Below are 22,338 nucleotides of genomic sequence, written 5' to 3' on the forward strand. Positions count from 1 at the left end.
GCGGGAATAGCTCAGTTGGTAGAGCACGACCTTGCCAAGGTCGGGGTCGCGAGTTCGAGTCTCGTTTCCCGCTCCAAAATGTTTCATTCAATTTTGTCTTAATTATCCATAGCCCAATCATACGCTGCACCTCACCTCACCTCACCTCACTTCACATACATTGTATTAACTTCTTCAACAGAGTTATCCACAGATTCTGCTGTTTTTATATTCAGTTCATAAATTAACCACTTTAATTCCCTGCTTTATAACCATCTGATTTATTTGCATATATTTTTATGTGAAAACGTTATGTCGATCACTTGTGCTTTTTTTTGCACTTGATTGCCAAGGTGTTTTTATTTTTATACACAGGAAAAGTCTGGGTTTATTCATAATAAAAATAGTTGAAAAAAACTCTGCTTAATATTATGGCAATATTAGGCAAAAGCGGCATCAGGCATCTCGTGGCAGGCCTTTTTCAATCGCTCTCACCAGCCGTTTTTTCTGCGGCGATTGAACATCCCCAATCAGTGTAGACCGTCTTTTTAATTGTTGTGAAATTGCCCACTCAATATGTTCATCTAACATCGGATCAATGCCGCGGCGCGCTTCCAGTGCCAAAACAATATTATCGAGATAGGGCGCATTACCCAATGCTACCGAGATATTACGCAACCAGCGCAGGTGACCAATTCGCCGAATAGCAGAGCCTTCGGTTATCCGTAAAAACTTCTCTTCATTCCAGCTAAATAAATCCAGCAACTGTGGGGTGTGCAGCACTGCGCGAGGGCTGAAATCTTCTTCGTCAGTTAATTGGGAAAAGCGGTTCCACGGGCAGATAAGTTGGCAATCATCACAACCATAAATACGATTGCCCATCAGGGGACGAAACTCTTCCGGTATTGCGCCCTCCAACTCAATAGTCAGATAGGAAATGCAACGGCGGGCATCAACCGTATAGGGCGCGACGATAGCGCCGGTCGGGCAGGTGGTCATGCAAGCAACACAACGCCCGCATTGTTCTTCTTGGGGTTTATCGACCGGCAGCGGCAGATCAATGAGCAACTCACCCAAGAAGAACCAGGAACCGGCCTCACGATTTAAAATCAGTGAGTGCTTACCAACCCAGCCAATCCCGGCTTTAGCCGCCAGTGAACGCTCCATTATCGGGGCGGAATCGACAAACGGGCGGAAATTGATTTCCTGACCCGCAGGCTGCCCTGATTGGGTTTGCTGTTCGAGGCAATAACTTTGGATCTGGTCACCCAATTTCTTCAGACGTTGGCGTAATAATTTATGATAGTCGCGACCTAATGCATAACGGCTGACATAGCCGAGCTCTGAATTTTTTAATGTGCTGGCAAATGCGGCTTTGGCGGGCAGATAATTCATCCGTACGCTAATCACCCGCAAAGTGCCGGGTAATAATTCATGGGGCCGCGCGCGCAGCATACCGTGGCGGGCCATCCAGGCCATTTCGCCATGATATTGTTTATCAAGCCAAGCCTGTAACCGCGGTTCTTCCGCTGACAAATCTGTATCGCAGATACCGACTTGCTGGAAACCTAGCGATTGCCCCCATTGCTTGATATGTTGGGCTAATTGATTCAGATCGAGGGGGTGTGCCATGACGGACCATAGTAAGAAACAAATCGGTATCAGTTTACCACACTCTGTTTTTTCTGCGGACTGGGTGCGCCAGAATGAGGCGATTGCCGCAGCACACTTCTCTCTGAGCTTATTTGACCTGATGGTGAGAGCAGGAAATGCCGCATTTGAACTGGCGCGAAAACAATACCCCGCCGCGCGCCACTGGATGATTTTATGCGGTCACGGTAATAATGGTGGCGATGGCTACATTGTTGCCAGCCGGGCATTGGCCGCGGGTCTGAATGTTACACTGATTGCTTGCCCCGGCAATCGGCCCCTGCCCGCAGAAGCCCATCAGGCGCAATCTCAATGGCTGGCAGCGGGCGGCATGATTAATCAACCTGATATCTTATGGCCACAACATATCGATTTAATTATTGATGGTTTGCTCGGTATTGGCCTGCGCGCCGCGCCGCAAGGCGTTTATGCTACGCTGATTGACACAGCAAACCGCCACCGTGCAGCAAAAGTCGCCTTGGATATCCCGTCTGGGCTGAGCGCTGATAGCGGCGCGGCTCCTGGCTCAGTCATTCGCGCGGATCACACTTTAACTTTTGTCACCCTAAAGCCTGGTTTACTCACTGGGCAAGCCCGTGATTGGGTGGGGCATTTACACTGCAATGATTTAGGATTGACACCATGGCTGGCTGCTCAACCGGTCCAAATTGAGCGCCTGACCGCCGGTAATTTGCCGCAATGGCTGAAACCGCGTCGCCCTTGCGCCCATAAAGGTGAGCATGGGCGGTTATTGCTGGTGGGAGGCGATAAAGGGTTTGGCGGCGCGATTCGCATGGCGGGAGAAGCTGCGCTGCGTAGCGGCGCTGGGCTGGTGCGAGTACTCACTCACATTGAGCATGTGGCCCCGATTTTAGCTGCTCGTCCAGAGCTAATGGTGCAGGAGTTAACCGCTGAAACCTTGGCGCAAAGTATGAGTTGGGCTGATGTATTGGTGGTCGGGCCGGGGTTAGGGCAATCTGATTGGGGTCGAAATGCTCTGAATTTATTGCAACAAAGTGATAAACCAGCATTATGGGATGCTGATGCACTCAACTTGCTGGCATTAAATCCGCTGAAGCGTCAGAATCGGGTATTAACTCCTCATCCTGGCGAAGCTGCCCGCCTGCTCGGTTGTCGCGTTGCTGATATTGAGAGTGACCGCTTACTTTCTGCCCGTAACATCGTTAAACAATATGGTGGTGTGGTGGTCTTGAAAGGGGCTGGTACTCTTATTGCCAGTGAACAGGGCGAGATGGCGATTGCTGATGTCGGCAATGCGGGTATGGCCTCCGGCGGTATGGGGGATATTCTGTCCGGCATTATTGGGAGTTTGATAGCACAAAAGCTGGTGCTGTATGATGCCGCCTGTGCAGGTTGTGTTGTGCATGGCGTTGCCGCAGACAAACTGGCTGAAGTTCAAGGCACCCGGGGTTTACTGGCTACAGATTTGCTGTCAGTTATTCCGAAGTACGTTAATCCTGAGTTAGCAAAATAGATATCACAGAATGAAAGAACTCGTTTTACCTCTGCCTGATGAGGCAGCGACCGTTGCATTGGGGGGCACTTTGGCTCATGCCTTCGAGGGTGCCAGCGTTATTTATCTGTTCGGTGACTTAGGTGCCGGAAAAACAACTTTTAGCCGCGGTTTTCTTCAGGCCCTTGGCCATTCAGGGCATGTTAAAAGCCCGACTTATACCTTGGTTGAACCTTATGCGCTAGCCCCAAGGCCGGTTTACCATTTTGACCTGTACCGTCTGGCTGACCCCGAGGAGCTGGAGTTTATGGGCATTCGTGATTACTTTGATAAGCAGGCAATTTGTTTGGTGGAATGGCCACAACAAGGGGCTGGGTTCTTACCTCAAGCGGATGTCGAGCTGCATTTGGCTTATCAGGACGAGGGGCGCGAAGCCCACCTGGTGGCCCTTTCTGATGCCGGTGCGGATGTATTGCGCCGTTTAGCTGCTGTGCAAGGATAATTTGATAATGATGCATAGCTTTACGCGACTAATAAATAGCATTATGCGATTTAATTGCTTAACGCGACCAGGTTGTTGGACGAGAAAGACTTTCTGGCAACCATCATTGGCTGCCGTCATGCTGATTATGGCGAGTTTATTGGCTCTGCCTTCCGCATTTGCCGCCAAACTTACCGACATTAAGGTCAACAATGGCCCGACTGAAAGCAAAGTGACACTCAGTTTTGATGGTCAGCCGGTGTATGCTTTCTTTTCTTTAAATTCACCTGAGCGGGTGGTGCTTGATGTCCGTCAAAGCGGCAATCTTTCCGGATTACCCCTGGAATTCAGTGGGCAGAATCTGCTGAAAAGAATTCGCTCCAGTACCCCGAAAGATGAACAAAGCACCCGTTTGGTGCTGGAACTGACACAAAAAGTCAAAACTCGCGCGGTGACTCAGCAGTCGGGCAACAATTACACCGTGGTGATCACCATGACTGCGGCGGCGAGTGCGCCGGTGCGGCAAACGCAGCCCACATTAAGCCAAAATAATGCGCCGCTGAACCAAACCAATACGCCGAGCCCCAACGCCGGGCGGTTAACTGCACCGGCGACGAATGCGAATGCGGAATCACGGATCACCAGCGCTAATACCACGTCAGTAGCTAAAAATCCGTTTAACAACAAGCCGACTGTGGTGGTGAGCAGCGAGAACATCACGACGAACACTGCCCGGCCAATCAAAACCGCCCGCCAGACCAACACCGCCAGTGCGGCGAACAGCTCCCGTGTGGTGGTGGCGATTGATGCCGGTCACGGTGGTCAGGACCCCGGCGCTATTGGGCAAAATGGCTTGCAAGAGAAGAATGTCACTATCGCCATCGCCCGTCGGCTTGAAGCACTGCTTAACAGTGACCCGATGTTTAAACCGGTGTTGACCCGCAATGGCGATTATTTCATTTCGGTAATGGGCCGCTCTGATGTGGCGCGTAAGCAGGGCGCTAACGTGCTGGTCTCCGTCCATGCTGATGCGGCACCTAACCGCAGCGCAACCGGGGCGTCGGTGTGGGTATTGTCGAATCGCCGCGCCAACAGTGAAATGGGTAATTGGCTGGAGCAGCATGAGAAACAATCCGAACTGCTTGGTGGGGCCGGTGATGTGTTGGCCAACACCGCCTCTGACCCTTATTTAAGTCAGGCAGTGCTGGATTTACAATTCGGTCACTCACAGCGGGTAGGTTATGACGTCGCCACTAAGGTACTGAATGAGTTGCAAAGAGTGGGCGATATTCATAAACGTCGGCCGGAACACGCCAGTCTTGGGGTGTTACGTTCACCGGATATTCCGTCATTGTTAGTGGAAACCGGCTTTATCAGTAATAGTACGGAGGAGCGGCTGCTTGGCAGTAGCGCGTATCAGGAGAAAATTGCTCAAGCCATTTATAAAGGTTTGCGCAGTTATTTCCTCGCGCATCCGCTACAAGCCGACCCAAAGGTCGAAAACCGCCCGCTAATTGAAACAGCGGCGGTTGACTCTTCTTCACAGCGCTCAAGCGTTAGCCAGCCAGATCCGGTGGTCAGCAACATAGCAAATAGCCGCGGGTCATCTGCCGCCAAGCCGGTTGCGGCAGGTGCCGTTACGAAAAATAGAAGCCAGATTCATAAAGTCCAACGCGGTGAAACTTTATCCGGCATTGCCAGTCAATATGGCGTCAGCATGGCGGTGTTGCGGCAAAACAATACACTGAAAAATGATGTGGTCTGGGTGGGGCAGCGCTTGAAAGTCCCCGCCTCGGGCACCGCTGCGGCAGCCGCGCCAAAAGCAGTGGCGAAAGCCAAGCCGAGCAAAAGCCAGCAGGTTAAGCATCAGCCGGTTAAACATGAGGTAAAACGCGGCGATACGCTGTCGGCTATTGCGGCCCGATATGGTGTGTCGATGAGTGAGATTGAGCGGGCGAATAAGATAAAATCAGGCAATGTCCAACTGGGGCAAACCCTCACTATTCCACAGTCGTAAGCGAAAGGAACTGCTATGCCAATTCAGATTCTACCACCACAGCTTGCTAACCAAATTGCCGCCGGTGAAGTGGTAGAGCGGCCTGCGTCGGTGGTGAAAGAGTTGGTGGAAAATAGTTTGGATGCGGGTGCGACACGGATTGATATTGATATCGAACGTGGTGGCGCAAAACTGATTCGCATCCGTGATAATGGCTGCGGCATTGGTAAAGACGATTTGGCATTGGCATTAGCGCGCCATGCCACCAGTAAGATAAGCTCGCTGGAAGATTTGGAAGCCATCCTCAGTATGGGGTTTCGTGGCGAAGCATTAGCCAGTATCAGTTCAGTCTCGCGTCTGATGCTGACATCGCGCACAGCTGAACAAAATGAAGCCTGGCAGGCGTATGCTGAAGGCCGCGATATGGCGGTGACCATCAAACCTGCGGCTCATCCGGTCGGCAGCACCCTTGAAGTGCTGGATTTGTTTTATAATACGCCGGCCCGCCGCAAATTTATGCGCACCGAAAAAACCGAGTTTGGCCATATTGATGAAGTGGTGCGGCGCATTGCGCTGGCGCGCTTTGATGTGGCGATTAATCTCAGCCATAACGGTAAGTTAATGCGCCAGTATCGCGCCGCGCCTGACCCTTCCCAACATGAGCGCCGTCTGGCGAGTATCTGTGGCCCGGCATTTTTGCAGCATGCGCTGGCGATTTCCTGGCAGCACGGTGATTTGACGATTCGCGGTTGGGTAGCAGATCCGGCCGCCAGCCGCACACTGAGTGAAATGCAATATTGCTACGTCAATAACCGCATGATGCGCGACCGGCTGATTAACCACGCGATCCGCCAGGCTTATCAAGATTTGCTGAAAGACGACCAGCAACCCGCCTATGTATTGTATCTGGATATTGACCCACATCAGGTGGATGTCAATGTGCATCCAGCGAAACACGAAGTGCGTTTCCATCAAGCACGGCTGGTGCATGATTTTATTTATCAAGCGGTTACCACGGTTTTACAGCAAGCCGCAACCCCGGTTCTGAACATCAATGAAGAGGGTGAAGAAATCGACGCCCCGCGCTGGCAACCAGAAAATCGCGTGGCGGCAGGGGGGAATAAATATGCTCAACCGGAGCCGGCGAAAACTGCGCCAGTAACACGAGTTTCTTCTCCGGAGCGGGCCGCCACGACTGCGCGGCCAGTAGCTCGTGAACCCGCCCCGACTTATAACGCCGGCCAACCCTATCAAAAGCAACAAGGTGAATTATATCGCCAACTGGTACAGCCAGCCGTAGTGAATAAACCGGCTGTAGTGAGCCAACCTCCGGCCGCGCCTGCGCCAGTACCGCGTCAGAGACTTAATGACGAGCCACTGCACGGCGATAATTACAGTTTTGGCCGGGTACTCACCGTGTTTCCGCCTTGCTATGCTCTTATTGAATATAAACAGGGCGTGGCATTACTGGAATTAACCGTTGCTGAGCGTTGGTTAAAGCAAGCTCAGTTGAATCCGCCCGCAGAAGGGTTGCGCCCTCAGCCGCTATTAATCCCCTTAAAACTGACATTGGATAAAAATGAAGCGGCCGCGTGCCAGCGCCATCAGAAATTGTTAGTGACCATGGGAATAGAATTGGCCGTGGAACACGAAAAGGCGACTTTACGCGCAGTATCTTTACCATTACGCCAACAAAATTTACAAAAACTGATACCGGAACTGTTAGGCTATCTGTCGCAGCATGAAGAGATATCGCCAGATGCTCTCGCCACATGGATTTCTCGCCATCTTGGCAGTGAACATGAGGTATGGAATGTGTCTCAAGCGATACAGTTATTGGCAGATGTTGAACGTCTTTGTCCACAGCTGGTAAAATCACCGCCAGCTGGGCTATTACAACCTATTGATATAAAGGCTGCACTGGCAACCCTGAAACATGAATGATATTGAAAATCTAGACCGGCCACCGGCAATCTTTATTATGGGGCCAACTGCCTCGGGTAAAACGGCGCTCTCCATTGCGCTGAGACAGCGGCTACCTGTGGAGCTAATCAGTGTCGATTCTGCTCTGATTTATCGCGGTATGGATATCGGCACCGCGAAACCCAGCGCAGAAGAGTTGGCATTAGCACCACATCGGCTGATTGATATCCGCGATCCCGCGCAAGCATACTCCGCCGCTGATTTCCGTAAAGATGCATTAAAAGAAATGGCCGAGATTACCGCCGCTGGGCGTATTCCGCTGCTGGTGGGCGGCACTATGTTGTACTTTAAAGCGCTGTTGGATGGATTATCGCCATTGCCGAGTGCAGACCCGCAAGTGCGCCAGCGTATTGAACAGCAGGCAGCGGAACTGGGCTGGGAAGTATTACATCAACAATTGGCTGAAATCGATCCCGTCGCTGCGGCGCGAATTCATCCTAATGATCCCCAACGGCTCTCCAGAGCACTGGAAGTTTTTTTTATTTCAGGTAAAACTCTAACAGAACTGACTAAAATTTCGGGTGAAACCTTACCTTATCGGGTTCACCAATTTGCGATTGCGCCTGTTAGCCGGGAACTGTTGCACCAGCGGATTGAATTACGTTTTCGTCAGATGCTGGATGCAGGGTTTGAAACCGAGGCTAGGGCGCTTTTTGACCGCGGTGATTTGCATACGGATATGCCAGCCATTCGTTGTGTAGGATACCGGCAGATGTGGTCTTATCTGTCCGGTGAGATTGATTACGACGATATGGTTTACCGCGGAATCTGTGCGACACGTCAACTGGCAAAGCGCCAAATGACCTGGTTGCGGGGCTGGGGTTCAGTCCAGTGGCTTGACAGCGATAAGCCGGGAGAGGCTTTAGACTCTGTAATACAGGTTGTTAGTGCATAGGTTGAATGATTGTGTACAATTGATTAGTACTCAACGCGCGGATTTTTTTACGTAGTTTATTTTCGAGCCAATAGGTTCTTAGTTAATAACAACAAGCAAATAAGGAAAATACAGAATGGCTAAGGGGCAATCTTTGCAAGATCCGTTCCTGAACGCATTGCGTCGTGAACGGGTTCCGGTTTCTATTTATTTAGTGAATGGCATTAAACTGCAGGGCCAAGTTGAGTCTTTTGATCAGTTTGTCATTCTGTTAAAAAATACAGTCAGCCAGATGGTTTATAAACACGCCATCTCTACTGTTGTGCCTTCTCGCCCGGTTTCGCATCACAGCAATAACCCGAGTGGTAGCACTAATAATTATCATGGTAGTAATCCATCTGCGCCGCAACAGCCGCAGCAGGATAGCGATGACGCTGAATAAAGCGCATTGCTGGTCAACCATGACGGGGAACATAAGCAACGGATTCGGGTTTATGTTCTCCGCACTAGCGGTTTTGATCCGTTTGAGAGGTTGCACGTTTGTTTGACCGTTATGAAGGCGGTGAGCAGGCCGTACTGGTTCATATCTATTTCTCGCAAGACAAAAACTCAGAGGATCTGCGTGAGTTCGAAGCGCTGGTATCTTCTGCGGGCGTAGAAGCTTTGCAAATTGTGACGGGTAGTCGCAAAGCTCCGCATCCTAAGTTTTTTGTGGGCGAGGGAAAGGCAGTAGAAATTGCTGACGCAGTGAAAGCCAGTGGTGCGTCTGTTGTCTTGTTTGATCATGCCCTTTCCGCAGCGCAGGAGCGAAATCTTGAGCGTTTGTGTGAGTGTCGGGTTATTGATCGTACTGGGCTGATTTTAGATATTTTTGCCCAACGGGCCCGTACCCATGAAGGTAAATTGCAGGTCGAATTAGCGCAATTGCGTCATATTGCGACCCGCTTGGTACGTGGTTGGACGCATCTTGAGCGTCAAAAGGGGGGCATCGGCCTAAGAGGGCCTGGTGAAACCCAGTTGGAGACCGACCGCCGTTTGCTACGTGACCGCATCAGCTTGATTTTGAGCCGTTTGGAGCGAGTTGCAAAGCAGCGTGAGCAGGGGCGGCGCGCACGCACCCGTGCTGATATTCCGACAGTCTCTTTGGTGGGATATACCAACGCCGGTAAATCTAGCCTGTTTAACAAAATTACGGCAGCTGATGTTTACGCGGCTGACCAACTATTTGCTACGCTGGATCCAACTTTACGCCGTATTACTGTGGCTGATGTGGGCGATACAGTGTTGGCGGATACGGTAGGCTTTATCCGGCATTTGCCGCACGATCTGGTTGCTGCTTTTAAAGCGACATTACAAGAAACGCGGCAAGCCTCATTACTGCTACACATTATTGACGCAGCTGATCCTCGGGTGGCCGAGAATATGGCCGCAGTCGATTCTGTATTGGCAGAAATCGAGGCGGATGAAATCCCTACATTATTAGTAATGAATAAAATTGATTTGTTGGATGATTTCGTCCCGCGAATTGATCGCAACGAAGACAATCTGCCAGTCAGAGTTTGGCTTTCGGCCCAAACTGGCGCAGGTATCCCGTTGCTCTTTCAAGCGTTAACGGAGCGTCTTTCAGGTGAGATCGCACACTTTGAATTGCGTTTGCCGCCTCAGGCAGGCCGTTTACGCAGCCGTTTTTACCAGCTTCAGGCAATTGAAAAAGAGTGGATAGACGAGGACGGGAACGTCGGTATGGTGGTAAGAATGCCTATCGTTGATTGGCGTCGTCTCTGTAAGCAAGAGCAAGATTTGGTCAGTTATATTACTAATGAGCCAGTACGGCTTATTAATTGATTATCTGATTGATTTTGCGAGATTAAGAGCCAGCTTCTTTGGCGTGTGCTCTTGGCCTGAAGAAAACCAATCATAGAAGAATGGAGCTAAAACATGGCGTGGAATCAGCCCGGTAATAACGGACAGGACCGCGATCCGTGGGGGAGCAGCAATAATAATGGCGGCAACTCTGGCGGAAATAACAATAACAATAATAATAAAGGTGGCCGTGACCAAGGGCCGCCCGATCTGGATGATATCTTCCGGAAACTGAGCAAAAAGCTAAGTAGCCTCACAGGCAAAGGTGGCGGCAACGGCAATGGCAATAATGGCGCGACACAAGGCCCTGCTTTCAGTGGGCGTATTGTGGGTATCGCTGTGGTTGCGGTTGTGGTTATCTGGGCGGCAAGTGGTTTCTATACAATTAAAGAAGCCGAGCGTGGTGTTGTGACTCGCTTGGGTAAATTAAGCCACATTGTACAGCCTGGTTTGAACTGGAAACCGACCTTTATTGATGAAGTGACTCCGGTTAACGTCGAATCTGTACGTGAATTGGCGGCTTCAGGTGTCATGTTGACCTCTGATGAAAACGTCGTTCGCATCGAAATGAACGTTCAGTACCGCGTAACTGACCCGGCCGCTTATCTGTTTAGCGTGACAAACCCGGATGACAGCTTGCGTCAGGCCACTGACAGCGCAGTGCGTGGTGTTATTGGTAAATACACCATGGACAAAATCCTCACCGAAGGCCGTACCATCGTGCGTAGCGATACTCAGCGTGTACTGGAAGAAACTATTCGTCCATACAAAATGGGTATCACTCTGCTGGACGTTAACTTCCAGGCAGCGCGTCCGCCGGAAGAAGTTAAAGCGGCGTTTGATGATGCGATTGCTGCCCGTGAAAACGAACAACAATATATTCGTGAAGCAGAAGCTTACACCAACGAAGTTCAGCCTCGTGCTAATGGTCAGGCGCAGCGTCTGTTAGAAGATGCTCGTGCATATGCCGCACGTAAAGTATTGGAAGCGCAAGGTGAAGTTGCTGGTTTTGCTAAGTTGTTGCCTGAGTATAAGGCTGCACCGGAAATTACCCGTGAGCGTCTGTATATCGAAACCATGGAGAAAGTCCTCGGTCATACTCGCAAAGTACTGGCGAATGACAAAGGTAATAGTCTGATGGTGCTGCCGTTGGATCAACTGCTGCGTGGACAAGGTGCTACAGAGAAAACGGATGGCAACAAAGACACCAGTCTGATTCGTTTGAATCCGCCTTCCTCTGCTAATAGCAGCCAACAATCTGGTGCAAGTAACTCGAATACCAGTTCAACCAGTGGCTCTATCATGGATCAGCGCCGGGCGAATGCTCAGCGTGATACTTCCACTCGCGTAGGGAGAGAATAACCAATGCGTAAGTCTATTTTACTTATCGTCGTTGTGGTGTTAGTCGCACTCTACGCTTCGCTGTTTGTGGTACAAGAAGGTCAACGCGGTATTGTACTGCGCTTTGGCAAGGTATTACGTGATAGTGATAACAAGCCGCTGGTGTACGCGCCGGGCCTGCACTTCAAAATACCCTTTATCGAAACAGTGAAGACGTTGGATGCCCGTATTCAAACCATGGACAACCAGGCCGACCGTTTCGTGACCAACGAGAAAAAAGACCTGATTGTTGACTCATACCTGAAATGGCGTATCAGCGATTTCAGCCGTTATTATCTGGCCACCGGTGGTGGAGATGTATCTCAGGCTGAAGTGCTGTTGAAACGTAAATTCAGTGACCGTTTGCGTTCTGAAATTGGTCGCCTGAATGTGCGCGACATCGTAACAGATTCACGCGGCCGTCTGACTTCAGATGTGCGTGATGCGCTGAATACCGGTAGTGTGGGCGATGAAGCCATTACCACTGAAGCGGATGATGCTATTGCCTCTGCGGCAGCGCGTGTTGAACAGGAAACCCGTGGCAAACAGCCAGCGGTTAACCCGAACAGCATGGCGGCTCTGGGGATTGAAGTGGTTGACGTGCGTATCAAGCAAATCAACTTACCGGCAGAAGTCTCTGACGCTATCTTCCAGCGTATGCGTGCTGAACGTGAAGCGGTAGCCCGTCGTCACCGTTCGCAAGGTCAGGAAGAAGCCGAGAAGTTGCGTGCAACAGCTGACTATGAAGTGACGCGTACTCTGGCAGAAGCAGAGCGTCAGGCGCGTATTACGCGTGGTGGCGGTGATGCAGAAGCGGCTCGTCTATTTGCTGACGCATTCAGTAAAGATCCAGACTTCTATGCTTTCATTCGTAGCTTGCGCGCGTATGAAAATAGCTTCAGCAGCGGCAACGATGTGATGGTGCTTAGCCCTGAAAGTGATTTCTTCCGCTACATGAAATCGCCGGATAACTCTAGCAAACGTCCATAACGACTGCCGTGACAGCCCGTTTTTGGCAGTAACAGTAAGGCCCGTTAACGCGGGCCTTTTCTATTTTAGGCCGCCTTTTCCATTTGATTGAGACAGAAAATGAATTCAACCATCTTGTTAGCATTGGGTTTGGTTTTGGTGCTGGAAGGGCTTGGCCCGATGCTTTACCCCAAAGCCTGGCGCAAAATGATTCAGGCAATGACCGAATTACCTGATGCCACTTTACGTCGTTTTGGCGGAGGATTAGTGGTTGCCGGCATCGTGATCTACTACATGTTGCGTAGCCGCATGGGTGGCTAAATGTAAGCACAAAAATTGTTCAGTTATGTGTTAAAAAGTACTGAAAGCAGCCGAATGAGATGTTAGAATCCTTTTTTAAGCAACCTGGTGATTTTTGAGATGGGTAAGAACGTCGTCGTACTGGGCACCCAATGGGGTGACGAAGGTAAGGGCAAGGTCGTTGACCTGCTGACTGAACGGGCTAAATATGTTGTGCGCTATCAAGGTGGTCACAACGCTGGCCATACTTTGGTTATTAACGGTGAGAAAACCGTTCTTCATTTAATTCCCTCAGGTATTCTGCGTGAAAACGTAATCAGCATCATCGGCAACGGTGTTGTACTGGCACCTGACGCTTTAATGAAAGAGATGACAGAACTTGAAGCGCGCGGTGTGCCTGTACGTGAGCGACTGTTACTCTCCGAAGCATGTCCATTAATCCTGCCTTATCATGTGGCTCTGGATAATGCGCGTGAAAAAGCACGTGGTGCAAAAGCTATCGGTACTACCGGCCGTGGTATCGGGCCTGCCTATGAAGATAAAGTAGCTCGCCGCGGTCTGCGTGTAGGCGATTTATTCAACAAAGAAACTTTCGCGATCAAACTGAAAGAAATGGTGGATTACCACAACTTCCAGTTGGTGCATTACTACAAAGAAGAAGCGGTTGACTACCAGAAAGTGCTGGATGACGTATTGGCTATCGCCGATATTCTGACCGCAATGGTCGTTGATGTTTCTGAATTGCTGGACAGCGCCCGCAAACGTGGCGATTTCATGATGTTTGAAGGCGCACAAGGCACCTTGCTGGACATCGACCACGGTACTTATCCGTATGTGACTTCATCTAACACCACCGCAGGTGGCGTAGCGACAGGTTCTGGCCTGGGTCCACGTTATGTTGATTATGTACTGGGTATCGTTAAAGCTTATTCCACTCGTGTCGGTGCAGGTCCATTCCCGACTGAACTGAATGACGAGACCGGCGAATTCCTGCGCAAGCAAGGCAACGAATATGGCGCGACCACAGGCCGTAGCCGTCGTACCGGCTGGTTGGATATCGTTGCTGTGCGCCGTGCGGTGCAGATCAACTCCTTGTCTGGCTTCTGCATGACTAAACTGGACGTGCTGGATGGCCTGAAAGAAGTTAAGCTTTGTGTTGGCTACCGCATGCCAGATGGTCGCGAAGTGACTACCACTCCGCTGGCTGCTGAAGGTTGGGAAGGTATTGAGCCAATCTACGAAACCATGCCGGGCTGGTCAGACGTTACTTTTGGCGTGAAAGAACACAGCAAGTTGCCACAGGCAGCCCTGAACTACATCAAACGTGTAGAAGAGCTGACAGGTGTTCCGGTTGATATTATTTCTACCGGCCCAGATCGTGAAGAAACCATGATCCTGCGCGACCCATTTGATGCATGATTAATTAGCTGATAGCTAAATAATCAGAATTCAGATTCTAATAAACCGGGCTTACGTCCGGTTTATTGTTTATACCTTTCTTACTTGATGTTGCCGTGTTGTGAGTTGCAAAACTAAGATCTTTGGGTATAACTGTGTGCAGAAGTGACCTCGGATAAGCCGTTTTACATCAAAAGACTCGCCCTCCACCTAAAAGATTAGCCGCAAGCTTTATGGCTGGTTTATCATTCAAACTATAAGTTTCTAAATAGCACTTAGAATCGCACTTATAATCTATCCAAAACGTGTCATCTTAGATGGGTTTAAGCCGAGTAAACTGATACTCAGGGGTATACGTGCAGTTAACAAGTTTTACCGATTATGGTTTGCGGGCGCTGACTTATATGGCCTCGCTACCTGAAGGCCAAATGACCAGCATTTCTCAGGTAACTGAGGTCTATGGCGTGTCTCGCAATCATATGGTTAAAATAATCAATCAGTTGAGCCGTGTCGGGCTAGTCACTGCAGTGCGGGGGAAAAACGGCGGCATACGGTTAGGTAAACCGGCTGACCAGATTAGAATTGGCGACGTTGTGCGCCAGTTAGAACCACTTTCTTTGGTGAATTGCAGTAGTGATTTTTGCCACATAACACCCGCTTGCCGTCTGAAACAAGTGCTTAATCAGGCGGTACAGAGTTTCCTTAATGAGCTGGATAACTATACTTTGGCTGACATGGTCAAAGATAACTCCCCGCTCTACAAGCTATTACTTGTTGAGTAGTTATTTATAATAGAACGAGTATAGCTGCTGACAACGGAGGAACCGCAATGTCACAAGATCCATTCTTGGAACGAGAAGCAGAGAAATATGAGTCACCGATCCCTAGCCGGGAATTCATTTTGGCTCATCTCGCGAAGCGCGAAACACCTGCCAGCCGTGAAGAGCTGGCCAATGAACTTAATTTATCGGGTGAAGAACAGCTAGAGGCGCTGCGCCGCCGCCTGCGCGCCATGGAGCGTGATGGGCAATTGATCTTCACCCGCCGTCAGTGCTATGCCTTGCCAGAGCGTCTGGACTTATTGCGCGGGACTGTTATTGGCCACCGTGATGGTTTCGGCTTTTTACGGGTTGAAGGCAGTAAAGACGATCTGTATCTCTCCGCAGAACAGATGAAAACCGCGATTCATGGTGATGTGGTCTTGGCCCAGCCAGTTGGCGCTGACCGCAAAGGCCGCCGTGAAGCACGTATCGTGCGCGTATTAGTCCCGAAAACCAGCCAGATTGTCGGCCGTTACTTTACTGATGCCGGTACCGGTTTTGTGGTGCCAGATGACGGCCGCTTGAGTTTTGACATTCTGATCCCACCTGATGCTATCTGCGGTGCGCGGATGGGCTATATGGTGGTGGTTGAGTTAACCCAGCGCCCGACTCGCCGTTCTAAAGCGGTGGGTAAGATTGTCGAAGTGCTCGGCGAGAACATGGGCACCAGCATGGCGGTAGATATCGCGCTGCGCACCCATGAGATCCCGCATACCTGGCCGCCACAAGTTGAAAAGCAAGTGGCTGATCTGAAAGAGCAAGTACCGGAAGAAGCGAAAAAAGGGCGGGTGGATTTACGCAACTTACCTTTGGTCACTATTGATGGTGAAGATGCCCGCGACTTCGATGATGCGGTGTATTGTGAGAAAAAACGCGGTGGTGGCTGGCGCTTGTGGGTGGCGATTGCTGATGTCAGCTATTATGTGCGCCCGCGCACTGCGCTGGATGATGAAGCTCGCAGCCGTGGTAACTCGGTTTACTTCCCGTCGCAAGTTGTTCCGATGCTGCCGGAAGTGCTGTCCAACGGCCTTTGCTCCCTGAATCCGCAGGTAGACCGCCTGTGTATGGTGTGTGAGATGACCATCTCCGCACAGGGTAAGTTATCGTCGTATAAGTTTTATGAAGCAGTGATGAGCTCCCACGCACGTCTGACCTACACCAAAGTGTGGCGGATTATTGATGGTGAAGAGTCGCTGCGTGAGCAATATAAGCCGCTGGTACCGCATTTATTAGAGCTGCACACCATGTACAAGGCGCTGGATCAGGCCCGTGCCGAGCGCGGCGGTATTGCCTTTGAAACTGAAGAAGCCAAGTTTATCTTCAATGCCGAACGGCGCATTGAGCGTATTGAATCGACCGTGCGTAATGACGCGCATAAGTTGATTGAAGAGTGCATGATTTTGGCGAACATTGCTGCGGCGCGTTTTGTGGAAAAACACAACGAACCGGCGCTGTTCCGTGTGCATGACCGCCCAAGTGATGACCATATCTCCGCCCTGCGCAGTGTGCTGGGTGAGCTGGGCCTGACCCTCGGCGGCGGTTTGAAACCAGAGCCGAAAGATTATGCGGTGCTGATGGATGAAGTTGCAGATCGCCCGGATCATGAAATGCTGCAAACCATGTTGCTACGCTCGATGAAACAGGCGATTTACGATCCGGAAAACCGGGGTCACTTTGGCTTGGCATTAGCGTCTTATGGGCATTTTACCTCGCCAATTCGCCGTTATCCCGATTTAGCCATGCATCGGGCTATCAAGTATCAGCTTGCCAAAGAGCATGGCAATGTGAAAGAGCGCTGGACACCCACCGGTGGCTGGCACAGTGAATACGACGAGATGCTGCAATTGGGCGAACATTGCTCAATGACCGAACGCCGTGCTGATGAAGCTACCCGTAACGTAGCTGACTGGCTGAAGTGTGACTTTATGCAGGATCAGGTCGGTAAAGTCTTTACCGGGATTATTGCCAGCGTCACCGGCTTTGGTTTCTTCGTGCGCCTTGATGACTTGTTTATTGATGGTCTGGTGCATGTTTCCAGCCTGGATAATGATTACTACCGCTACGACAACATCGGCCAGCGCTTGATCGGCGAGTCCTCCGGTGTGACCTACCGGCTGGGCGATACCGTGGAGATCCGGGTTGAAGCTGTCCATATGGATGAGCGCAAAATTGATTTTGCACTGGTCTCCAGCACCCGTAAACCGCGTGGTGAAGGCAAAACGGCGCGTGATAAAGCCAAAAAAGCCGATGGACAGCGCTCGCTGCGCGATACCTCCACGGGTCGTGGTGGACGCGGTGCTTCATCTGGAGCACCGCGCCGTGATGGCGCGCCAGCAGGAAGTGGGCAGAAACGCCCTCGTCGTGCTAAAAAACCGGCAAACTTTGAGCCGGATAGTGCTTTCCGTCCGGTAGATGCAGCCGCTAAGTTAGATGAAAAAGCGCTGGCTGAGAAAAAGGCTAAAGCGAAAGCGAAAAGAGCATCCGCCAAGACTAAGAAAATTGCCGCAGCCACCAAGGCCAAGCGTGCAAAGAAAAAAACCAGCAGCGACCAATAATGGCCTGTTGATTGTCGGGCGGCCCTGGTCGCCCGCATTCATTTATATTTAATCATTTATAAAAGAGCATCATGAGCGAAATTATTTACGGCATTCACTCCGTCAAAGCCTTGTTAGACAATGATCCACAACGGTTTTTGGAAGTCTTTATTCTGAAAGGTCGTGACGATCGTCGCTTACAGCCCTTGATTGCTGAACTGGAAGCTGCCGGTTTGGTCATTCAGGTTGCCAGCCGCCAGTGGTTGGATTCACAAGTTGAGGGCGGTGTCCATCAAGGTATCGTGGCGCGAGTCCGTGAAGGGCGTCAATATCAGGAAAATGATTTGCCAGCATTACTGGAAAGTGTAGAAACGCCTTTCCTGTTGGTGCTGGATGGCGTCACTGACCCCCATAATCTGGGCGCGTGTTTGCGCAGTGCGGATGCTGCGGGAGTACACGCGGTTATCGTGCCGCGGGATCGCTCGGCGCAGCTTAATGCCATTGCCAAGAAAGTCGCCAGTGGTGCTGCTGAAAACGTGCCATTGATTAAAGTGACGAATTTGGCGCGCACACTGCGGGTTTTACAAGAGCACAATGTCTGGATTGTCGGCACCGCCGGTGAAGCTGACCACACTTTATATCAGAGCAAAATGACCGGCCCGATGGCGCTGGTGATGGGGGCCGAAGGTGAGGGTATGCGCCGCTTGACCCGCGAACACTGCGACGAGCTGATCAGCATCCCGATGGCGGGGAGTGTTTCTTCACTCAACGTATCGGTTGCTACAGGGGTGTGTTTGTTTGAAGCGGTACGTCAGCGAGCACTGAAAGCTTAATATTCATTTCATCCCTGCATGTCAAAAAGGCCAACATTTTCGGATGTTGGCTTTTTGTTTTTCAGATAGGGGAATTTTTCACCATTATCAGTCATATAGAGTAGATTAATCTCTGTTTGTGATAAGCCCGCCAGCAAAAAGCTTCGTCTGCACCATACTTAACCCTGATTTATGAATGACAGTTTCATAATGAATATGGGAATGGAGGAAGGTATGGAGTGGCAGACTCACTTGGTTTTCAATCAGCCAGAGCCATTGTCGAACAGTAATTTATTTCTGTCTGATATGGCCCTGCGGGAAGCGGTGCTGCGGGAACATGCGGACTGGGATGGAGAAGATCTCTCTCGGATTGGACTGCAACTGGGTTCGCAGGAATCACTTGAACTAGGGCGGCTGGCCAATGCCAATCCGCCAGAATTATTGCGCTACGATGCCGCTGGGCAGCGCTTGGGTCAGGTGCGATTTCATCCGGCCTGGTATGTGTTAATGCAAGAGTTGGTCAGCCACCGGGTGCATAATTTGCCGTGGCAAGAAGATGCCCGCAGAGGTTCTTTTGTCGCCCGTGCGGCGCGCTTTATCCTGCATGCTCAGGTGGAGGCAGGGACGTTATGCCCGATAACCATGACATTTGGCGCGATCCCGCTGCTGCAACAAACACTTCCGCCACTATTCCAAAATTGGCTACCGCCATTGCTTTCAGACCGCTATGACTCACATCAAACCGTCGGTAGCCAAAAGCGGGGTTTATTGATTGGCATGGGCATGACGGAAAAACAGGGCGGCTCTGATGTATTAAGTAACTCTACCAGAGCCGAGCCGCTGGCAGTGCGTGGCCATGGAGAAGCTTATCGGCTGGTCGGGCACAAATGGTTTTTCTCGGTGCCACAAAGTGACGCGCATCTGGTGCTGGCACAAGCTGAGGGCGGTTTATCTTGCTTCTTCCTGCCGAAAATATTGCCGGACGGCACTTACAACGCCATCCGCTTAGAGCGCTTGAAAGAGAAACTCGGCAACCGCTCTAATGCCAGCAGCGAGGTCGAATTTGATCACGCCACCGCCTGGTTATTGGGGGAGGAGGGCGACGGCATTCGCCAAATTCTAAAAATGGGCGGATATACTCGTTTTGATTGCGCGCTCGGTAGCCATGGTCTGATGAGGCGCGCTTTTTCCGTCGCGTTATACCATGCCTGGCAGCGGCAAGCTTTTGGTAAGGCATTGGTTGAGCAACCTTTGATGCGACAAGTCTTAAGCCGCATGGCATTGCGTTTAGAGGGCCACACCGCGCTATTGATGCGCTTAGCCAGCGCATGGGAAAAAACCGGCGAAATTCATGAGCAGATATTCAGCCGATTGCTGACACCGGCGGCAAAATACCGCGTCTGTGGGCTGGGTAGCGGGTTTGTTGCGGAGGCGATGGAGGTGCTCGGTGGGATTGGCTATTGCGAGCAAAGTGAGTTGCCGCGGATTTATCGGGAAATGCCGGTCAACAGTATTTGGGAAGGCTCCGGCAATATTATGTGTCTTGATGTGCTGCGCACTTTCCGCAAGCTCCCCTCTGCGATAGACATGCTTCAGCAAGAGTTTTATCCAGTGCGAGGGCAAAATCGGTTATTTGATCGGGCATGGCGGCAATTACAGCAGCGGCTAAAAAATCCTAAGGAAGAACAAGGGCGGGCGATAACCCAGCAACTGTTTGATTTGTGCTGCGCATCGCAATTACTGCGGTTTGCTTCACCGCCGTTAGCCGATGCCTGGTGCCGCATGACACTCGACCACCGGGATCAATATATCTTGCCGGAAGCGGTTTGTGCGCGGTTGTTGAGCCGCGCCACCGGGATTGCGGGATGACAAAGCAACAATTTACTTATACAAATAATTTACTTATACAACAGGGCATTGGCATACCAAATACCCGGATAAACACTGTCGGACATCATGATAATTAAATAATAGGGTGCGCCGCGGGCTGTCGCCCTACGTTTAATTTCAGCTTCAATATCCATCGGGCTGCCAAATACTTGAGCAGAAACGGTGCCCACTTTTTGTAAATTAAGGCTCTGTGCGCGGGTAATTTCCTGAGCATAGGGCTGAGCCACTGGCGGCGGGGCAGGGGTGACGTGAAAAGCACTGCAAGCCGAAAGCCCCAGAGTGATCAGTAAGAACACCATTGTGCGTTTTATCTTCATTTTTGCCTCTTTGTCAGCAGGGCAGTCACCGCCTCGCCCATTATTTCTCAAGTGTAACGCTCAAGCTCAAAGATGAGGGAATATCTTGGAAGAAATTAGTTTAAGACTTTATACCCGCCATACTTCAAACTGCATTAAGTTTTTAAGTCTATAAATCGGTTTTTCGTATTGATGCTGTGCTTGATAAATAAAGGATTCTCGCCATGATTGAGATGTCGCAGGAAAACATTAATGGGATTGAGGTCATCCATGCGGCCCCTGCGGGTAAGCGCCAGCAGCCGCTACCGACCATTTTCTTTTATCACGGCTACACCTCGTCAAAAGAGGTTTATTCCTATTTTGCTTATGCTTTCGCCCAAGCGGGTTTTCGCACTATCGTGCCGGATGCGGACATGCATGGCGCGCGTTTTGAGGGTAATGAAACTCGGCGACTCTCTCATTTTTGGGAGATCCTGAAAGCGAATATTGATGAGCTGCCCGCAATTAAACAACATTATCAACAGGCGGGATTGATTGAGGGAGAGCGGATTGGTATTGCGGGGGCATCAATGGGCGGGATGACGGCGTTGGGCGCGTTTGCCCGCTATCCGTGGGTCAGTGTCGCCGCCGATTTTATGGGGTCGGGTTATTTTACATCGCTGGCGCACACTCTGTACCCTCCCTTGGAGGGCGGGCGCGAGGTCAGCGCGGCAGAGTTTGAGCGCCGTCTGGCACCTCTGACAGATTATGAGCTTACCCATCAGTTAGAAAAAATTGCTGATCGGCCATTATTGGTTTGGCACGGTGAAGCGGATGACGTGGTGCCGGCGGCAGAGAGTGCGCGGTTGGTTCAAGCTCTGCAAATCAGTGGGCGCGATAAGCACCTAACCTATCTCACAGAAGCGGGGATTGGGCATAAAATAACCCCAACCGCCCTGGCTGCGGGGACGCTTTTCTTTAGTCAAAATCTATAAAAAGCTTCAGTCAATATCTATAAAAACCCCCCGACAAGCGGGGGGAATGAGTCTGTGGGCAATCTTTTTCTTTCTCGGTGTTTCCAGGCATTTCTCTGGTGTTGTATTTATCTATCGCTTGAATCTTAGCGATAGAGAACGGCATTAACGTGTATGGAACTGTTATCGCCGGGTTCATGCATAGCAATTATCTGATAAGAACTGGCTCCGCGTTCATCGGCTAATTGACTGATTTGCGCCGTGGCATCATCAGGAGAAACCACATTGTGGCCCAGTGACAGTGCGCCGATACTGACGCGCTGTTGCTGCATAGCTTGTTGGGCGGTTATTTCTGTGGCAGCGAAAGCGCTGGTTGATAATACCAAGCCGAGTACGGCTGCGATGGTGAGTGTATGTTTCATAGGTGACTCCAAAATCTTATACCCGTCATACTTCAAGCCGCAGACGCGTTGGCTGCGCTCACGCATCCCAGTCACTGACTTATGTCAGCTCCTGGGGATTTGCTCAGTTGCCGCCTTCCTGCAACTCGAATTATTTAGGGTATGTTTATTTACTTTGAATAACTTTTCTTTGCGCGGTACCGCTTTAAATGCGGTGGATGTAAATAATTCTAGTCGCTTTTGTTAATTTAAAAATACGCGATAATTGATTCACTTGGTCAAAA

The 22,338-nt window shown here is 50.7% G+C and carries 19 protein-coding genes and 1 tRNA gene; 17 read left to right on the forward strand and 3 right to left on the reverse strand.

The window, feature by feature from the left end; translation table 11 throughout:
• A tRNA-Gly gene (locus FTA91_RS06530) sits at positions 1-76 on the forward strand.
• Positions 77-435: 359 nt separating this feature from the next.
• Here the strand turns inward: FTA91_RS06530 and queG are convergent.
• Complete coding sequence (gene queG, locus FTA91_RS06535) at positions 436-1,611, reverse strand: tRNA epoxyqueuosine(34) reductase QueG (RefSeq protein ID WP_050115027.1); 1,176 nt, start codon at positions 1,609-1,611, stop codon at positions 436-438.
• On the opposite strand from queG, the gene nnr reads away from it, so the two are divergent.
• The 15 genes from nnr (at position 1,610) to FTA91_RS06610 (ending at position 20,383) form a co-directional block, all read left to right on the forward strand.
• Positions 1,610-3,124, forward strand: coding sequence for a bifunctional ADP-dependent NAD(P)H-hydrate dehydratase/NAD(P)H-hydrate epimerase (gene nnr, locus FTA91_RS06540; RefSeq protein WP_050115029.1), 1,515 nt, complete (start codon positions 1,610-1,612; stop codon positions 3,122-3,124). The genes queG and nnr overlap by 2 nt on opposite strands.
• Positions 3,125-3,134: 10 nt before the next feature.
• Positions 3,135-3,605 carry a tRNA (adenosine(37)-N6)-threonylcarbamoyltransferase complex ATPase subunit type 1 TsaE gene (tsaE, locus tag FTA91_RS06545; protein ID WP_050115030.1) on the forward strand — a complete coding sequence of 157 codons (471 nt, stop codon included), beginning with the start codon at positions 3,135-3,137 and terminating at the stop codon, positions 3,603-3,605.
• A gap of 118 nt (positions 3,606-3,723) precedes the next feature.
• Positions 3,724-5,601: an N-acetylmuramoyl-L-alanine amidase AmiB gene (gene amiB / locus FTA91_RS06550; protein ID WP_186377349.1), complete on the forward strand. Its 1,878-nt coding sequence runs from the start codon at positions 3,724-3,726 to the stop codon at positions 5,599-5,601.
• A 15-nt stretch (positions 5,602-5,616) separates the two neighbouring features.
• Positions 5,617-7,524, forward strand: a complete 1,908-nt coding sequence (gene mutL / locus FTA91_RS06555) for a DNA mismatch repair endonuclease MutL (RefSeq protein WP_050115034.1) — start codon at positions 5,617-5,619, stop codon at positions 7,522-7,524.
• Entirely contained in the window at positions 7,517-8,458 is a 942-nt protein-coding gene (miaA, locus tag FTA91_RS06560; protein WP_145534381.1) for a tRNA (adenosine(37)-N6)-dimethylallyltransferase MiaA, read from the forward strand. Before mutL ends, miaA begins: the two co-directional genes overlap by 8 nt.
• Before the next feature lie 115 nt (positions 8,459-8,573).
• Entirely contained in the window at positions 8,574-8,879 is a 306-nt protein-coding gene (hfq, locus tag FTA91_RS06565; protein ID WP_004392473.1) for an RNA chaperone Hfq, read from the forward strand.
• 98 nt (positions 8,880-8,977) lie between these two features.
• On the forward strand, positions 8,978-10,282 hold the full coding sequence (hflX, locus tag FTA91_RS06570; protein ID WP_038636933.1) for a ribosome rescue GTPase HflX: 1,305 nt from the start codon (positions 8,978-8,980) through the stop codon (positions 10,280-10,282).
• A gap of 93 nt (positions 10,283-10,375) precedes the next feature.
• Positions 10,376-11,662 carry an FtsH protease activity modulator HflK gene (gene hflK / locus FTA91_RS06575; RefSeq protein WP_050115039.1) on the forward strand — a complete coding sequence of 429 codons (1,287 nt, stop codon included), beginning with the start codon at positions 10,376-10,378 and terminating at the stop codon, positions 11,660-11,662.
• 3 nt (positions 11,663-11,665) lie between these two features.
• Positions 11,666-12,670, forward strand: coding sequence for a protease modulator HflC (gene hflC, locus FTA91_RS06580; protein ID WP_050115040.1), 1,005 nt, complete (start codon positions 11,666-11,668; stop codon positions 12,668-12,670).
• Between the two features lie 99 nt (positions 12,671-12,769).
• Positions 12,770-12,970: a DUF2065 domain-containing protein gene (locus FTA91_RS06585; protein WP_145583092.1), complete on the forward strand. Its 201-nt coding sequence runs from the start codon at positions 12,770-12,772 to the stop codon at positions 12,968-12,970.
• Between the two features lie 99 nt (positions 12,971-13,069).
• Positions 13,070-14,368 (forward strand): adenylosuccinate synthase, encoded by a 1,299-nt coding sequence (locus FTA91_RS06590; RefSeq protein WP_145583093.1) that lies wholly within the window; start codon positions 13,070-13,072, stop codon positions 14,366-14,368.
• Positions 14,369-14,703: 335 nt separating this feature from the next.
• Entirely contained in the window at positions 14,704-15,129 is a 426-nt protein-coding gene (nsrR, locus tag FTA91_RS06595) for a nitric oxide-sensing transcriptional repressor NsrR (protein WP_050115046.1), read from the forward strand.
• 47 nt (positions 15,130-15,176) lie between these two features.
• A complete protein-coding gene (rnr, locus tag FTA91_RS06600) occupies positions 15,177-17,723 on the forward strand; it encodes a ribonuclease R (protein WP_145583095.1) in 2,547 nt (848 codons plus the stop codon).
• 71 nt (positions 17,724-17,794) lie between these two features.
• Positions 17,795-18,535 carry a 23S rRNA (guanosine(2251)-2'-O)-methyltransferase RlmB gene (rlmB, locus tag FTA91_RS06605; protein ID WP_011815427.1) on the forward strand — a complete coding sequence of 247 codons (741 nt, stop codon included), beginning with the start codon at positions 17,795-17,797 and terminating at the stop codon, positions 18,533-18,535.
• Positions 18,536-18,736: 201 nt separating this feature from the next.
• On the forward strand, positions 18,737-20,383 hold the full coding sequence (locus FTA91_RS06610; protein WP_145534400.1) for an isovaleryl-CoA dehydrogenase: 1,647 nt from the start codon (positions 18,737-18,739) through the stop codon (positions 20,381-20,383).
• Between the two features lie 29 nt (positions 20,384-20,412).
• On the opposite strand, the gene bsmA is transcribed toward FTA91_RS06610, so the two are convergent.
• The gene (gene bsmA, locus FTA91_RS06615) at positions 20,413-20,721 is read right to left on the reverse strand and encodes a biofilm peroxide resistance protein BsmA (RefSeq protein WP_145534388.1); all 309 of its coding nucleotides are present in this window, start codon (positions 20,719-20,721) and stop codon (positions 20,413-20,415) included.
• 203 nt (positions 20,722-20,924) lie between these two features.
• Between bsmA and yjfP the strand changes: the two genes are divergently transcribed.
• Positions 20,925-21,674 (forward strand): esterase, encoded by a 750-nt coding sequence (gene yjfP / locus FTA91_RS06620; protein WP_050115053.1) that lies wholly within the window; start codon positions 20,925-20,927, stop codon positions 21,672-21,674.
• A 125-nt stretch (positions 21,675-21,799) separates the two neighbouring features.
• Here yjfP and FTA91_RS06625 read toward each other — a convergent pair whose 3' ends face one another.
• Positions 21,800-22,075, reverse strand: coding sequence for a YdgH/BhsA/McbA family protein (locus tag FTA91_RS06625; protein ID WP_050115092.1), 276 nt, complete (start codon positions 22,073-22,075; stop codon positions 21,800-21,802).
• Between the last annotated feature and the right edge of the window lie 263 nt (positions 22,076-22,338).

This window comes from Yersinia thracica (assembly GCF_902170565.1).
GTDB classification, from domain to species: domain Bacteria; phylum Pseudomonadota; class Gammaproteobacteria; order Enterobacterales; family Enterobacteriaceae; genus Yersinia; species Yersinia thracica.